The following is a 14421-nucleotide window of genomic DNA, read 5'->3' as shown; positions in this document are numbered from 1 at the left end:
CCTGGGCCGTTCGGCGCCGGGCCGGCCGGGGCCCGGTTCGGGACCGGGCCCCGCGGGCTCAGGAGGCGGCCGTCTCGGCCTGGGCGTACAGGTCCGCGATGGTGTGGTCGAAGAAGGCGCTGTACGAGGTGTCGTCGGTGTCGCCGCCCTGCTGGTAGCCGCCTATCGTGCCGATCACGTCGCCGGTGGCGGTGTCGATCCACGGGCCGCCGCTGGTGCCGGACGGGTAGCCCGGGCACTGGACGACCCGCTGGTACTCGCTCTGCCGGGCGGTGGTGTTGGTGCACAGGAGCGGCGTCTCGGAGGCGGCGGGGTAGCCGTAGAGCCGGACGGTCGCGTCGAACGGCTCGTCCGTGCCCAGCCGGTTGCCGCCGACCACGTCCTCGACGTTGCGGCCGTCGCTGGGGGCGGTCTCCAGGATCGCGAAGTCCTCGTCCACCTCGCCGTTGCGGGACCAGCCGTCGGTGGTGTGGACCGCGGTCACCCGCCAGGTGCCGTACGGGGCGGTGCCGTCGCGGTAGCCGGGCGCGAAGGTGACGCCGTCGGTGCCGCCGAGGCAGTGCGCGGCGGTCAGCAGCAGGTTGCCGGTGGCGCTGTGCAGCACGCTGGCGGTGCAGAAGTGGTCGCCGGCCGCGAGGGCGCCGCTGAACAGCGGGCCGACGGTTTCCGTCTCGCGGTCGCCGGCCGGGGCCGGGCCGGTGGTGCCGAGGGCGGCGTCGTGGGCGGCGGGAGTGGCCGTCGCGGTGGCCGTCGCGGTGGCCGGATCGGCCGGGGCCGGGGCGGCGGTCGGGGTCGCCGACGCGGACGCGGACGGCGAGGGGGCCGCGACCGGGGTGGCCGCCGCCTGGTCGCCGGCCGGGGCGGGCGCGGCGGCCGCCCGGGTGCTGCGGGCCGCCTTCCCGGCGGCCGTGGTGTCGGACAGGTCCAGCCCGTGCGTCCCGGTCAGCACGGCGGCGACCGCCACCGCGGACAGCGCGGTGAACAGGGACGGGGCCAGGAGTCCGCGGCGGCGCGGCCTCTGGCGGCGGTGCTTGCCCATGCCTGTTTCTCCTGCCGGGGCGATCGGGGGCGGCGTTCGGTCAACGACTATGACGCCTCGGCCTGGAAAGGTCGTGACGGGCTCCTCGGAGTTCGATGAGAAATCCGTCGCCCGCCCCCGCCTGCACCGTACCGGCCAGGGCGCCGTCCGTGCGGGTCCGCGCCGTCCCGGTCGTGCGGATCGGTGGAGGAACCGCCTGCACGGCGGCGCCTCCTCGACCCCTGGACGGTGGCCAGGGGTCAAGGAGGCGCCGGAGGTTGACTGCGAGACCCTGCTGCACGTTCTCAGTCGCCCGGTGGCCGCTCCGCCCCCGTCTCCGCCCGGACCTCGCTCGCGGGCCGGACGTTGGCCCGGACGTCGGCGGCGGCCGCCGCCCGCAGGCCCGTCGGCCGGCCGTCCCCGGCGGGTACGGCCGCCGACCCCGGCTCCGCCGCGGCGCCCTCGACGCCGGTGGCCTCGCCCGGCGCCGGCCGGTGGTCGATCATCAGCACCGCGACCAGCGCGGCCAGCGCCAGCACGCCGGTCGCCACCCAGGTGGCGACGACGTAGCCGTGCACCGCCCCCTGGGCCTGGACCGCCGGGTCGGCGGCGACCCGGGTGGCCAGGAAGCTCGCGGTGGCGCTCGCCGCGACCGTGTTCAGCAGCGCGGTGCCGACCGAACCGCCCACCTGCTGGGCCGAGTTGATGGTGGCCGAGGCCGCGCCGGCCTCGTTCGGGGCGACCCCGAGGGTGGCCAGGCTCATCGCCGGCATGAACACCAGGCCCATGCCGAAGCCGATCAGCAGCTCGGCGGGCAGCACCATGGCGGCCCACGCGCTGTCCACCCGCATCTGGGTCAGCCAGGCCATGCCGCCCGCGGCGAGCAGCAGGCCCGGGCCGACCAGGTTCCGGGACGGCACCCTGGTCATCATCCGGGCCGCGAAGCCCGTCGAACTCAGCACGATGGCGACCGTCATGGGCAGGAAGGACAGGCCGGACACGATCGGCGAGAAGTGCTTGATTGCCTGCAGGTAGTAGGTCAGGAACAGGAACGTGCCGAACATGCCGACCATCGCCAGGCCGATCGACAGCGCGCCCCCGCCGCGGTTGCGGTCGGCCACGATGTGCAGCGGCAGCAGCGGGTGCGCGGTGCGCCGCTCGACCAGGACGAACAGCGCGAGCAGCACGACGCCCAGCAGCAGCGGGCCGAGCACCAGGCCGTCGCCCCAGCCCCGGGTCACGGCCTCGGAGGTGCCGTAGACGATCGCCAGCAGGCCGCCGCAGCCGAGCAGCGCCCCGGGCAGGTCCAGCCGGGTCCGGCGGCCCTTGGCGACGTGGTCGCGCGGCAGCACGCTGAACGCCGCGAAGGCGGTGACGGCGGCGATCGGCACGTTGACGAACAGGCACCAGCGCCAGTCCAGGTACTCGGTCAGCAGACCGCCGGCGATGAAGCCGATCGCGGAGCCGCCGGCCGCGATCGCGCCGAAGATGCCGAAGGCCGTACTGCGTTCCCGTGGATCGGAGAAGGTGGTGGAGAGCAGCCCCAGGGCGGAGGGGGCGAGCAGGGCGCCGAACGCGCCCTGGAGGGCACGGGCGCCGAAGAGCATGGCCGGGCCGGCCGCCGCGCCGCCGACGGCGGAGGCGAGGGCGAAGCCCAGCAGGCCGACGGTGAACACGCGTTTGCGGCCGAAGAGGTCGCCCAGCCGGCCGCCGAGCAGCAGCAGACCGCCGAAGGCGAGCGTGTAGGCGGTGATCACCCACTGCCGGTCGGCGTCCGAGATGCCGAGGTCCCGCTGGGCCGACGGCAGTGCGATGTTCACGATGGTGATGTCGAGCACGATCATGAGCTGGGCGGTGGCGATGACCGCCAACGCCCACCAGCGGCGGTGGTCCGCGTCCTCATGACCGTGACCGGTGGCGGTTTGCGCAGTCACTGGTCGGAGCCTTTCCGGAGTGGGGCGGAGAGGTCACGCAGTCGCCTTCCAGCGAAACTCCGCTCCGGACGGATCGCAAGGAAAAACCTCACCAAATCGGTCCTCCGGGACAAAAGGACCAGGCCCCCGGGACTCCGGACCGAGTCCCGGGGGCCTGGTTCCACGGCCCTCGTCGCGGCCCGCGCCGCGTCGTGGATCAGAGCGCCGACAGCTCCTCGACCAGGTCGTCCAGCCCCAGCGAGCCCTGCGAGAGCGCCGCCATGTGCCAGGCCTTGAGGTCGAACTCCTCGCCGCGCGCCTCGTGCGCCGCCTTCGCCGCCGCCCGCCCGCGCAGCCAGGCGCGCTCGCCGAGCTTGTAGCCGATCGCCTGGCCGGGCAGGCCCAGGTAGCGGACCAGCTCGCTGTCCAGGAAGTCCGCGGACAGCCCGCAGTACAGGCCGAAGAACTCCCGGGCGTACTCGGGGCTGACCGGCTCGCCCGGCTTGTACGGGGAGTCCGCCGGGAACTCCATGCCCACGTGCATGCCGATGTCGACGATGACCCGCAGCGCGCGCATCATCTGCGCGTTGAGGTAGCCGAGGCGGTGGCCCGGGTCGGTGAGGTAGCCGAGCTCGTCCATCAGGCGCTCGGCGTACAGCGCCCAGCCCTCCAGGTTGGCACTCACCCCGCCGAGGCTCACCTGGTAGGTGGAGAGCCGGTCGGCGACGTAGTTCCACTGCGCGAGCTGGAGGTGGTGGCCCGGCACGCCCTCGTGGTACCAGGTGGAGACCAGGTCCCAGACCGGGAAGCGGTCCCGGCCGAGCAGCGGCAGCCAGGTCCGCCCGGGGCGGCTGAAGTCCAGCGAGGGCGCGGTGTAGTACGGCGCGGCGGCGCTGCCGGCCGGGGCGATCTTCGACTCGACCCGGGTGACCGGCTCGGCCAGGTCGAAGTGGGTGCCCTGGAGGTCCCGGACGGCCTGGTCCATCAGGCCCTGGAGGTACTCCCGGGCGGCCTCGGCGCCCTCGATGGCCGGGCCCTCGGTCTCCAGCCAGCGCATCGCCGCCAGCGGGCCCGCGCCCGGCAGGACCTTCTCGGCCTCGGTCTCCATCTGCGCCAGCAGGTCGTGGAACTCGCTCCAGGCCCAGGCGTAGGCCTCGTCGAGGTCCAGGTCGGCGCCGGTCCAGTAGCGCACCCAGCGGACGTAGCGCTCCCGGCCCGCGGTGTCCGGGGCGCCGGCCGCGGCCGGGCCGTACACGTCGCGCAGCCAGTCGCGCAGTTCGGCCAGCGCCTCGGCGGCGGCCACCGCGTGCTTCGACAGCTCGGGGTGCAGCGCCTCCGGCGCGCCCTGGACGAACTGGCCGAACCAGGCACCGGGAAGCCGCTCGTCGGCGGGCGCGTCCTCGCCCAGCCACTCGGCGAACTGCCCGAGCACGGTGGCCACCTGGCGCGGGCCGGACAGCAGGCCGCGCTCGACGCCCTCGGACAGCGTCCGCCGGTACTGCTCGAACGCCACCGGGACCTTCGCCAGGCGGCGGCCGACCACCTGCCACTCGGCCTCGGTGTCGGTGCCCATCAGGGTGAAGGACTCCCGCAGGTCGTGCACCGGGCAACCGAGGTTGCGCAGCGAGCGGAAGTTCTCCCCCGCCTCGTGGACGGCGAGTTCGGCGGTCAGCCGCTCGCGCAGCAGGCGGGCGCAGCGGCGCTCCGCCTCGTCCTCGGCGGCGCCGGCCCGCTCGGCCTCGTCGAGCTTCGCCAGGGTGCGGCGGGCGAGGGCGGCCACGGCCTCGGGACCGGCCGGGGAGAGGTCGGGCAGCCGGTCGTCGTCGAGGTTGACGCCGAGGTACACCGCGGTCAGCGGGTCGAGCTCGGCCAGTTCGCGGACGTGGTCGTCGGCGATGCGGCGAGGGGTGGCGCCGTCGGCGGTGATCAGTTCTTCACGCATTCGGACATCATTTCGTGGCACAGCGGCTTTGCAACCCCTTTGCGACCGGCGTTCGCCTGCGAAAATCCGTTCGGCGCGACAGGACCCGATCCGTCCGGCGGCCATTACGCTTGGCCGCCATGGAAGCCAGCCCCACTCCGGCCGCCGGCCAGGGCCCCGGCCCGGCCGTACCCGAGCCGCGCCCGCGCCGCACCGGCTACCGGCGGCTGCCGGTCCAGCAGCGGCGCGAGCAGCTGATCGCGGTCGCCCTGGAGCTGTTCGCCTCCCGGCCGCCGGAGGAGGTGGGCCTGGACGACGTCGCCGAGGCCGCCGGGGCGTCCCGCCCGCTGGTGTACCGCTACTTCGCGGGCGGCAAGCAGCAGTTGTACGAGGCCGCGCTGCGCACCGCGGCGGACGAGCTGACCAGCCGCTTCGCGGTGCCGGTGAGCGGGACGCCGTCCGAGCAGCTGTCGGCGGTACTGGACGGCTACTTCGCCTTCGTGGCCGAGCACGACGCGGGCTACTCGGCGCTGCTGCGCGGCGGTTCGGTGGTGGAGACGGCCCGCACCTCGGCGATCGTGGACGACGTCCGGCGGGCGGCGCTGCGGCGGACCCTGCGCCACCTGGGCGTGCGGGAGGCCGGGCCGCGGCTGACGCTGCTGGTGCGCTCGTGGATCGCGGTGGTCGAGGGCGCCTCGCTGAGCTGGCTGGACGAGGGGCGCGCGCTGCCGGTGGCGGAGCTGCGCGACTGGCTGGTGGACCAGTTCACCGCGATGGCGGCGGCGACGGCGCTGCACGACCCGCAGACGGCGGAGGTGCTGGCGGGGGTGCTCGCGCTGGAGGGGCCGCGGCCGGAACGGGCGGCGCGGCTGCGGGCGGTGCTGGGCGGCGCGTCGTAACGGCGCGCTCCGTCGCCGGCGGTACGGCGGCGCGCTTCGTCGCCAGCGGTACGCAGGCTCTCCCGACCCCCGTGCCAAGGGTCGGGGCGGCCTCGGCCGTCAGGCCCTGCCGAGCACCTGGCGCTGGCGGCCGAGCCCGTCGATCTCGATCTCGACCACGTCGCCCGGGGCGAGGTACGGCGTGCCGGGGCGGCCCAGGGTGACGCCGGCCGGGGTGCCGGTGATGACCACGTCGCCCGGCTCCAGCACCATGAACCGGCTCGCGTAGCGGACCAGTTCGAGCACCGGGAAGATCATCTCGGCGGTGCTGCCGTGCTGCCGCCGCTCGCCGTTGACCCAGAGCCGCAGCGTCAGCGCCTGCGGGTCGGCCACCTCGTCGGCGGTGACCAGCCAGGGCCCGAGCGGGGTGAAGGTCTCCGCCGACTTGCCCTTGTCCCACTGGCCGCCGCGCTCGAACTGGAAGGCCCGCTCGGTGACGTCGTTGGCGATCGTGTATCCGGCGATCACCCCGGCCGCCTCGGCGTGCGAGTCCAGGTAGCGGGCGGTGCGGCCGATCACGACGGCCAGCTCGGCCTCGTAGTCGGTCTTCTCGCCGCCGCGCGGCACCAGCACCTCGTCGTACGGGCCGACCACGGTGGAGCCCGGCTTGAGGAAGATCACCGGCTCGGCCGGGATCGCGGCCCCGGCCTCGGCCGCGTGGTCGCGGTAGTTGAGCCCGATGCCGACCACCTTGCCCGGGCGGGGCACCGGTGCGCCGACCCGCAGGCCGTCGAGGTCCACCACCGGCAGGAGCCCGGCGGCCGCGTCCCGGGCCAGCGCCGCCGGATCCAGCCCGGCCAGGAAGGCCCCGTCGAGGTCGCGGGCCCGCCCCGAGAGGTCGTACGCGGTGCCGTCCTCGCCCAGGACGACCGGGCGCTCGGCGCCCCGGGGTCCGACGCGCAGGAGCTTCATCGATCCGTCACCAGCCTTTCGTCGCAGCTCACCGGGGCGGCGCGGACGCCGCTCCCGAGTCCGGCAACGAGGTATACCAACGCGCCGGGCGGCGGACCAGACCGTTCCGATGGGCGAAATCCTCCCGGTTGCCGGGCCGGCCGCGGCGCCGGCTCGGCGGCCCGCACGGTTGACACCCGGCGGACGTCCGCCGTCGCGGGCCGACGGCGGCGCGGGTCCACGGCGGTACGGCCCCGCACCCGGGCACCGAGGGCCCCTCAGTCGCCCTGCGCCCCGCCGCCGAGCAGCACCGCCAGGGTCGGCCCCCCACGGGCCCGCCCCGGGCCGAGCCGGGCGGCCTCCCGCTGCCAGTGCGCGAGGTCGCGCCGCGCGTCCGCCCGGGCCTCCGGGGTGGCGCCGGGCGCCTGGACCAGCTCGTCCAGCAGGGCGACGGCCGCGCCCGGGCTGCCGTCCCGGGCCAGCCACAGGGCCAGGTCGTGGCAGGTGCGCAGGGTCCGCGGGTCCTCCGGGCCGCAGATCCGGGCGAAGTCGGGGACGAGCGCGGTGAGGATCTCCACCGCCTCGGCCGCCTCCCCGGCCTCGCCGTGCCGCCAGGCGCGGTCGGCCCGTCGGCGCAGCTGCTCCGGGCTGGGGTCGTCCGGGCGCAGCATCCCGGGCCGGACGCCGCGCAGCCGCTCCAGCACCTCGGCGGCGCCGGCCGGCCGCCGGTCGGGCCGCTTGGCGAGCAGTTCGGCGATCAGCCCGGCCAGCGCCGGGTCCTTGCTGCGCACCCGGGACGGGACCTCCTCCAGGTGCTTGTACATGTACTCGGCGGCCGAGGCGGCGCGGAACGGGCGCGCGCCGGTGCAGACCTCGTACAGCATGATGCCGAGCGCGTAGAGGTCGGCCCGGCCGTCCACCGCGCCGCCGGACCAGCACTCGGGCGCCAGGTACGGGACGGTGCCGACCACGTTGCCGGTGGAGGTGAGCCGGACGGTCTGGGTGACCAGCCGGGCGATGCCGAAGTCCAGGACCTTGGCCCGCTCGCCCTCGTCCGCGATCATCACGTTCTCGGGCTTGATGTCCCGGTGGACGATCCCCGAGCGGTGCGCGGCCTCCAGCGCCTTGCACACGTGCCGCATCCAGCGCAGCGCCTGCCCGTGGTCCGGCCGGGCGCTGTCCTTGAGCACCTCGGACAGCGCCCGGCCGCGGACCAGTTCCATCACCAGGTACGGGATCCTCCCGGAGCCGGTCTCGGTCCAGCCGTAGTCGTACACGGTCACGATGTGCGGGTTGTTGAGGCCGCCGGCCGTCCGGGCCTCGCGCACGAACCGGCTGACCGCCTCCCGGTCGGTGGCGTGCTCCGCGAGCAGCACCTTGACCGCGACCTCCCGGTCGATGGTCGTGTCGGTCGCCCGCCAGACCACGCCGAAACCGCCCCTGCCCAGCTTCTGCTCCAGCCGGAAGCGACCGCCGAGCACCTCGCCCTTCTCCATGCCGTCCCCCAACTCGACCGCGACCGCCCGGCGTTCGCCGCCGGACGGGTCACCATAGCGGCGGGCGGGAACGAACAGGTGAACGGGCCCGGCCCGGTGCGCTCCGGTGCCGTCACGGCTTGGGCAGCCCGGGCGGGTTGATCTCGGAGCCGCGCACGGCCTCGCCGTCCAGGCCCCAGCGCTTGAGCACCTGCCCGTACGTGCCGTTCCGGATCACCTCGTCGATCGCCCCGTTCAGCGCCTTGACCAGCCCGTTGTCCTTCCTGGTGGTCGCCGCGATCTTGCCGAGGACGTCCGCGCCGCCGCCCGAGTAGGTGCCGACGACCTCGGTCTCGCCGGTCCGCACGGCGTGGAAGGCGACGCTGGGGTTGGGGCCGGTGTAGACATCGATCCGGCCGGAGGAGAGCGCCAGGTAGTATTCGGTGCCCTGGAAGTACTTGATGTCGATCGGCTTGAGGCCGTTCCTGACGTTCTCCTCGCTCCAGGAGACCAGCAGCTTCTCCTGGTTGGTGCCGGTGGCGACGCCGACCGACCGGCCCGCGAGGTCCCCGGCGCCGGTGACCTTGAGGCCGCTGCCCTTCCTGGCCTCGAAGCCCAGGACGTCCAGCCGGTAGGTGGCGAAGTCGTACTTCTCCTTGCGCGCCTCGGTGACGGTGATGTTGGAGACGCCCACGTCGTACTTGCCGCTGTCCAGGCCGACGAAGATGTTCTCCCAGGAGACCGGGTGGAACTCGACCTTGAGGCCCAGCACGTCGCCGATCAGCGAGGCGAGGTCCGGTTCGACGCCGATGACGGTCCGGTCGTCGTCGGCGTAGAAGTCCAGCGGCGGGGTGGTGCCGATGGAGTCGACCACGCTCAGCGTCCCCTTCCTCCTGATCTCCTCCGGGACCAGCGCGGCGATCGCGTCGACTTTGGGCGTGGTGACCCGGTGCTGGTTCGGTGACAGGTTCACCACCGTGCCGTCCGGCGCGGTGCTGCCCCCGGCCGGGCCGGGTTCCGCCGCCGCGCCCGTGGCACCGCTGCCGCAGCCGGCCAGGACGAGGGCGGCGGCGAGCGCTCCGGTGGCGGTCAGGACGGCGCGACGGGGTAGGGACATGGCGGAACTCCTGCTCGGTGAAGGGGGTTCGGAGAGACGGGCGGTCAGAGGACCTTGGCCAGGAAGGCCCGGGTGCGCTCGTGCCGCGGCCGGTCCAGGACCTCGGCGGGCGGCCCCTGCTCGACCACCACGCCGCCGTCCATGAAGACCACGGTGTCGGCGACCTCGCGGGCGAAGCCGATCTCGTGGGTGACGACGATCATCGTGGTGCCGCTGCGGGCCAGGTCCTTGATGACGTCCAGCACCTCGCCGACCAGCTCCGGGTCGAGCGCCGAGGTGGGCTCGTCGAACAGCAGCACCTTGGGCTCCAGCGCCAGCGCCCGGGCGATCGCCACCCGCTGCTGCTGCCCGCCGGACAGCTGCCGGGGGTAGGCGGCGGCCTTGTCGGCCAGCCCGACCCGCTCCAGCAGCGCCAGCGCCGCCGCCCTGGCCTCGGCCCTGGGGCGGCGCAGCGCGGCGACCGGCGCCTCGACCAGGTTCTCCAGCACGGTGAGGTGCGGGAACAGGTTGAAGTTCTGGAACACGAAGCCGATGCCGGTGCGCTGGCGCAGCACCTCGCGCTCCCTGAGCTCGTACAGCTTGTCGCCGGAGCGCCGGTAGCCGATCAGCTCGCCGTCGATGGCGACGTGGCCGCGGTCCAGCTTCTCCAGGTGGTTGATCGCGCGCAGCAGGGTGGACTTGCCGGAGCCGGACGGGCCGAGCACCACGGTCACCGAGCCGGCCGGGACGTCCAGGTCGACGCCGCGCAGCACCTCCAGCCGGCCGAAGCTCTTGTGCAGGCCGCGGACCCGCACCATCGGGGCGGCCGGGGCCGGACCGGCCGGCGCCGGGTCGGGCTTCGTCAGGGTGGTCACGACTGTCCTCCGGGGGTACGGGCGGCGGCGGGCCGGATACGGGCGGCGGCCGGCCGGGTGCGGTCCGGCAGGCTCCGGGCGAAGGCCCGGACGCGCTGCCACGGGGTGGGCGGCGGGGTGCGCTCCGCGCCGCGGGCGAAGTGGCGCTCGACGTAGTACTGGCCGATCGAGAGCAGGGTGGTCAGCAGCACGTACCAGACGGTGGCGACCATCAGCAGCGGCACCACCCGGCCGGTGCGGCCGTAGATCACCTGGGCCTGGTAGAAGAGCTCGCCGATGGCCATCACGTAGACCACCGAGGTGCCCTTGAGCAGCGAGATCACCTCGTTGGCGGCGGCCGGCAGGATGCCCCGCATGGCCTGCGGCAGCACGATCCGCCAGCCCTGGCGCCAGCGCGGGATGCCGAGCGCGGCGGCGGCCTCCCGCTGGCCGGCGTCCACCGCGATGACGCCGCCGCGGATGATCTCGGCGGCGAACGCGGCCTGGTGCAGCCCGAGGCCGAGCACCGCCGCGCCGAGCGCGCCGAGCACCCCGACGGTCTCGACGTCGCCGAAGGTCGGGCCGAACGGGACGCCGATCCCGAACCGCTTGTACAGGTAGGAGAGGTTGAACCAGAACACCAGCTGGACGATCAGCGGGATCGAGCGGAACACCCACACGTAGGCCCAGGCGACGGACCGCAGGACCGCGCTGCGGGACAGCCGCATCGCGGCCACCACGGTGCCCAGCAGGAAGCCCAGGACCGTGCCGTAGACGGTGAGTTGGAGGGTCCGTCCGATCGCCCGGAGGATGGTGTCGGCGGTGAAGTAGAGCCGGAAGGTGGCCCAGTCCCAGCCGGGGTTGGTGGCCAGGCCGTGGGCGAACTGGGCGAGCACGACCAGGGCGGCGATCCCGGCGGCCCAGCGCCAGGGGTGCCGGGCGGGGACGGTCCGCAGGCCGTCCAGGGCGTCGAGGTCGAGATCGGGGGCGGCCGCCGGGCGGCGGGCCGGGGCCGCGGGGGTCTCGGTGGTGACGGTCATCGGGGTCTCCTCACAGGGGCCGGCGCTCAGCCGTGCTCGGGCGGGCTGATCTGCGACTCCTTGATCGCCGACTCGGCGACCCCCCACTTGCGCAGGATCCGCTCGTACGTCCCGTCCTTGATCAGCTGGTTGACCGCCGCCTGGAGGGCCGGGGCGAGCTTGGAGCCCTTCTTCAGGGCGAAGCCGACGTCGAGGCGGTGGAACTCGCCGAGGAAGCGGGTGCCGGAGGCCTCCTGCGCGGCTTGGTGGCGCAGGCCGTTGATGGTGGACATCTCGACGTCCACCCGGCCCTGCTGGAGGCTGGTCAGCAGGGCGCCGCTCTCGCTGAACGCCTTGACCTCGTACGGCTTGCGCCCGGCGTCGGAGCAGGCGTTCCGACGGCTGTTGAGGGTGGTCTCGAAGGTGGTGCCGGCGCCGGTGCCGATGGTCAGTCCGCAGAGCTGGAGCAGGTCGGTGACCGGCTGGATCGCGGTGTTGTCCTTCTTCACGGCGAAGCCCTGGCCGTCGTCGATGTAGGTGACGAAGTCGATGGTCCTCAGCCGGGCCGTGGTGACCCCGAAGTTGCCGGTGCCGACGTCGTACTTCCCGCTGTCCAGGGCGGGCAGGATGGTCTCGAAGGCGGCCTCCTCGCGCTGCACGGTGAGGCCCAGCAGCCTGGCGACCGCGTCGGTGAAGTCCACGTCGATCCCGGCCGGCTTCCCGCCCGCCTGGTCGGCGTGGAACGCGGCGGGCGGCGAGCCGACGGCCGAGCCGAACTTCAGCGTGCCGGCCCGGCGGACGTCCTCGGGCAGCAGTGCGGCGGCGGCCTCCGAGCGGGTGAGGCCGGAGACGACGTCCTCGGTGGCGGTGGCGGCCGGACCGACCGGCCCCGCCGCGCCCGCGATCTTCGGGTCCGAGCCGCAGGCGGCCAGGGCCAGGACCGGCAGCAGGGCGGCGGTCGCGAGCAGGCGGCGGGCGGTGCTGGTTCTCACGGGGAGCCTTTCAGGAGGTCGGGGCCGGAACGGACGACTGCCGTCCGCCGGCGGCCGGTCGCTTCGCGGGGCGGCGCTCCGCGGGCACGGGCGGCCGCTCCGCGGGCACGGGCGGACGCTGCTCGGACACGGGCAAGCGCTGCTCGGACACGGGCAGCCGCTTCTCGAACGGGAGCGGGCCGATGGTCAGCGGGTCGGCCGAGACGTCGAACAGCGGGGTGTAGCCGGACGCCAGGTAGAGGCCCCTGGCCTCTGGCTGGCGCGGGCCGGTGGTGAGGTACAACCGGGTGTAGCCGGCCGCGGCTGCCGTCCGCTCCAGCTCGGCCAGCACCCGACGGGCCAGGCCGCGGCGGCGGTGGGCGGAGTGGGTCCACATCCGCTTCACCTCGGCGGTGTGCCCGTCGTAGCGCTTGTACGCGCCGCCGGCCACCGGTTCGCCGTCCTCCAGCAGGAGCAGCAGCACTCCGTGCGGCTCGGCGAAGGCCTCGGCCGGGTAGCGGGTCATCTCCTGGCGGCCCTCGGGGCCGTACCGGGTGACGTACTCGTGGGTGAGCTCCCGCAGCAGCGGTTCGACCAGCGGATCGTCGGCGGCCACCGTGCGGAACCCGGACCGGGCGGCCGCGCTCACGCCTGCGCCGCGATCAGCTGGTGGCGGTCGCGCTCGGCCCGCTCGGCCCGGGCGGCCGCGGCGGCGTCCCGCTTGGCGACCTCCTCGCGGACGATCGGGATGACGTACCGGCCGAAGTCGATCGCGTCGTCCAGCAGGTGGTAGCCGCGCGCGGAGAGGATGTCCACGCCGAGGTCGTAGTAGTCGAGCAGCGCCTGGGCGACCGTCTCCGGGGTGCCGACCAGCGCGTTGGAGTTGCCCGCCCCGCCGGTGGCCGCGGCGGTCGGGGTCCACAGCGCGCGGTCGTAGCGCTCGCCGGCCTCGGCGATCTCGATCAGCCGCCGGGAGCCGGCGTTCTCGGGCGCCGCGGCCCCGGGCGCGGCTCCCGGCCGGCCGGCGCCCCGGCGGGCCCGGATGGCGGCCACCGTCCGGTGCGCCTTCTCCCAGGCCAGCTCCTCGGTCGGCGCGATGATCGGCCGGAACGCCACCTGGATCCGCGGCACGTCGGTGCGCCCCGCGGCCCGGGCCGCCTCCTTCACCCGCTCGATCTGCTCGGCGGTGCGGGCCAGCGGCTCGCCCCACAGGCAGTAGATGTCGGCCTCGGCGCCGCCGGCCGCGTACGCCGCCTCCGAGGAGCCGCCGAAGGACACCGCCGGACGCGGCTGCTGGACCGGGAAGACGTCCGAGACGAAGTCGTTGAAGCGGTAGTACGGGCCCTCGTGGTCGAAGGGCTCCCGGCTCGTCCAGGCCTTCTTGACGATGCCGATGTACTCGCGGGTGCGCTCGTAGCGCTGGTCCTTGGTCAGGAAGTCGCCCTCGCGCTGCTGCTCGTGGTCGTTGCCGCCGGTGATGAAGTGCACGGTCAGCCGGCCGTCGCTGATCCGGTCGAGGGTCGCGAAGGTCTTCGCCGCGAAGGTCGGGTAGGAGACGTTGGGCCGGTGCGCCAGCAGGATCCGCAGCCGGTCCAGGTGGGAGGCGAGGAAGGCCGCCGCGGCCGCCGGCTCCGGGGCGCCGGCCGCGTACGCGAAGAGCACCCGGTCCCAGCCGTGGTCCTCGTGCGCCCGGGCCAGCCGCAGGGTGTAGTCGCGGTCGAAGGCGGCGGTGGTGCGGGCGGTGGTCTCCGAACCGTCGCCGGTGGCGGCGATGCCGAGGAATTCGACGGGCATGGCGGAACCTTTCGGGTGGGCGGAAGTCCGACGGGCCGCGGGCGGGCAGCCCGGAGGCGGCCGCGGCGGGGCGGCCGTCGAGCAGGGTGAGGACGCGGGGAGTGCGGGAGGGACTGCCGGAGCGCAGTGCGAGGTCATCGGCGGCAGCGGACGCCCGGCGTGCCGTCGGAGGTCGACGGACGGGACCGGGCCGCGACGGGGCGAACCGAGGGAGGCTCCCCGCGGGGAGATCAGGCCGGACGGGCGGCCCGCTGCCGGGTCAGCCGCGACACGCCGCGGACCACACCCGACCGAAGTCGATGTGGTCACGGCTGACCAGGGGCTGCTCGGCGTACATGGCCTCAAGTTGAGCAGTCGGCCGATCGGTACGTCAACCATCCATCATTGCCGCACTGTTGCGATCTCCTGTCACTTCTCCGACGGCCGCCGGAGGACCGCTCCGGCCCTCCCGACCACCCTTGACAGCCGTCGATCGCGCGTGCGTACGATCGACGCGGAGTGCAGTGCCTGCGCCGGCCGTGTTGAGGGACA

General features: G+C 74.5%; 12 protein-coding genes. 1 reads left to right on the top strand and 11 read right to left on the bottom strand.

Translation table 11 applies throughout. The features are described 5' to 3' along the window. Positions 1-58 precede the first annotated feature (58 nt). The 3 genes from ACFY0X_RS07695 to ACFY0X_RS07685 form a co-directional block, all read right to left on the bottom strand. Positions 59-1039: a trypsin-like serine peptidase gene (locus ACFY0X_RS07695; RefSeq protein WP_387750260.1), complete on the bottom strand. Its 981-nt coding sequence runs from the start codon at positions 1037-1039 to the stop codon at positions 59-61. Between the two features lie 284 nt (positions 1040-1323). Further along, on the bottom strand, positions 1324-2952 hold the full coding sequence (locus ACFY0X_RS07690; RefSeq protein WP_387750257.1) for an MFS transporter: 1629 nt from the start codon (positions 2950-2952) through the stop codon (positions 1324-1326). Positions 2953-3148: 196 nt separating this feature from the next. Next, positions 3149-4873: a DUF885 domain-containing protein gene (locus ACFY0X_RS07685; protein WP_387750254.1), complete on the bottom strand. Its 1725-nt coding sequence runs from the start codon at positions 4871-4873 to the stop codon at positions 3149-3151. A gap of 119 nt (positions 4874-4992) precedes the next feature. On the opposite strand from ACFY0X_RS07685, the gene ACFY0X_RS07680 reads away from it, so the two are divergent. Continuing rightward, entirely contained in the window at positions 4993-5751 is a 759-nt protein-coding gene (locus tag ACFY0X_RS07680) for a TetR/AcrR family transcriptional regulator (protein WP_387750252.1), read from the top strand. Positions 5752-5850: 99 nt separating this feature from the next. Here ACFY0X_RS07680 and ACFY0X_RS07675 read toward each other — a convergent pair whose 3' ends face one another. The 8 genes from ACFY0X_RS07675 to ACFY0X_RS07640 form a co-directional block, all read right to left on the bottom strand. Next, complete coding sequence (locus ACFY0X_RS07675) at positions 5851-6702, bottom strand: fumarylacetoacetate hydrolase family protein (protein WP_387750249.1); 852 nt, start codon at positions 6700-6702, stop codon at positions 5851-5853. A 257-nt stretch (positions 6703-6959) separates the two neighbouring features. Beyond that, a complete protein-coding gene (locus ACFY0X_RS07670; protein ID WP_387750246.1) occupies positions 6960-8177 on the bottom strand; it encodes a serine/threonine-protein kinase in 1218 nt (405 codons plus the stop codon). 112 nt (positions 8178-8289) lie between these two features. Beyond that, positions 8290-9273, bottom strand: a complete 984-nt coding sequence (locus ACFY0X_RS07665) for an ABC transporter substrate-binding protein (protein ID WP_387750243.1) — start codon at positions 9271-9273, stop codon at positions 8290-8292. A gap of 44 nt (positions 9274-9317) precedes the next feature. Next, positions 9318-10070 carry an amino acid ABC transporter ATP-binding protein gene (locus ACFY0X_RS07660; RefSeq protein WP_387750601.1) on the bottom strand — a complete coding sequence of 251 codons (753 nt, stop codon included), beginning with the start codon at positions 10068-10070 and terminating at the stop codon, positions 9318-9320. 53 nt (positions 10071-10123) lie between these two features. Further along, positions 10124-11146, bottom strand: a complete 1023-nt coding sequence (locus ACFY0X_RS07655; protein WP_387750240.1) for an amino acid ABC transporter permease — start codon at positions 11144-11146, stop codon at positions 10124-10126. Between the two features lie 26 nt (positions 11147-11172). Next, positions 11173-12117, bottom strand: a complete 945-nt coding sequence (locus ACFY0X_RS07650) for an ABC transporter substrate-binding protein (protein WP_387750238.1) — start codon at positions 12115-12117, stop codon at positions 11173-11175. Positions 12118-12127: 10 nt separating this feature from the next. Further along, the gene (locus tag ACFY0X_RS07645; protein ID WP_387750236.1) at positions 12128-12745 is read right to left on the bottom strand and encodes a GNAT family N-acetyltransferase; all 618 of its coding nucleotides are present in this window, start codon (positions 12743-12745) and stop codon (positions 12128-12130) included. Continuing rightward, positions 12742-13890 (bottom strand): LLM class flavin-dependent oxidoreductase, encoded by a 1149-nt coding sequence (locus tag ACFY0X_RS07640; RefSeq protein ID WP_387750233.1) that lies wholly within the window; start codon positions 13888-13890, stop codon positions 12742-12744. Before ACFY0X_RS07640 ends, ACFY0X_RS07645 begins: the two co-directional genes overlap by 4 nt. Between the last annotated feature and the right edge of the window lie 531 nt (positions 13891-14421).

It is taken from the genome of Kitasatospora sp. NPDC001547 (assembly GCF_042894165.1).
GTDB lineage: Bacteria > Actinomycetota > Actinomycetes > Streptomycetales > Streptomycetaceae > Kitasatospora.
Note: the sequence above shows the minus strand (reverse complement) of the source record. Positions and strands in the feature narration are given on the sequence as shown.

Bases quoted from the DNA above. Each gene is read 5' to 3' on its own strand.
- ACFY0X_RS07695 (WP_387750260.1), bottom strand. From the start codon at position 1,039: ATGGGCAAGCACCGCCGCCAGAGGCCGCGCCGCCGCGGACTCCTGGCC.
- ACFY0X_RS07685 (WP_387750254.1), bottom strand. From the start codon at position 4,873: ATGCGTGAAGAACTGATCACCGCCGACGGCGCCACCCCTCGCCGCATC.
- ACFY0X_RS07680 (WP_387750252.1), top strand. From the start codon at position 4,993: ATGGAAGCCAGCCCCACTCCGGCCGCCGGCCAGGGCCCCGGCCCGGCC.
- ACFY0X_RS07675 (WP_387750249.1), bottom strand. From the start codon at position 6,702: ATGAAGCTCCTGCGCGTCGGACCCCGGGGCGCCGAGCGCCCGGTCGTC.
- ACFY0X_RS07670 (WP_387750246.1), bottom strand. From the start codon at position 8,177: ATGGAGAAGGGCGAGGTGCTCGGCGGTCGCTTCCGGCTGGAGCAGAAG.
- ACFY0X_RS07665 (WP_387750243.1), bottom strand. From the start codon at position 9,273: ATGTCCCTACCCCGTCGCGCCGTCCTGACCGCCACCGGAGCGCTCGCC.
- ACFY0X_RS07660 (WP_387750601.1), bottom strand. From the start codon at position 10,070: ATGGTGCGGGTCCGCGGCCTGCACAAGAGCTTCGGCCGGCTGGAGGTG.
- ACFY0X_RS07655 (WP_387750240.1), bottom strand. From the start codon at position 11,146: ATGACCGTCACCACCGAGACCCCCGCGGCCCCGGCCCGCCGCCCGGCG.
- ACFY0X_RS07640 (WP_387750233.1), bottom strand. From the start codon at position 13,890: ATGCCCGTCGAATTCCTCGGCATCGCCGCCACCGGCGACGGTTCGGAG.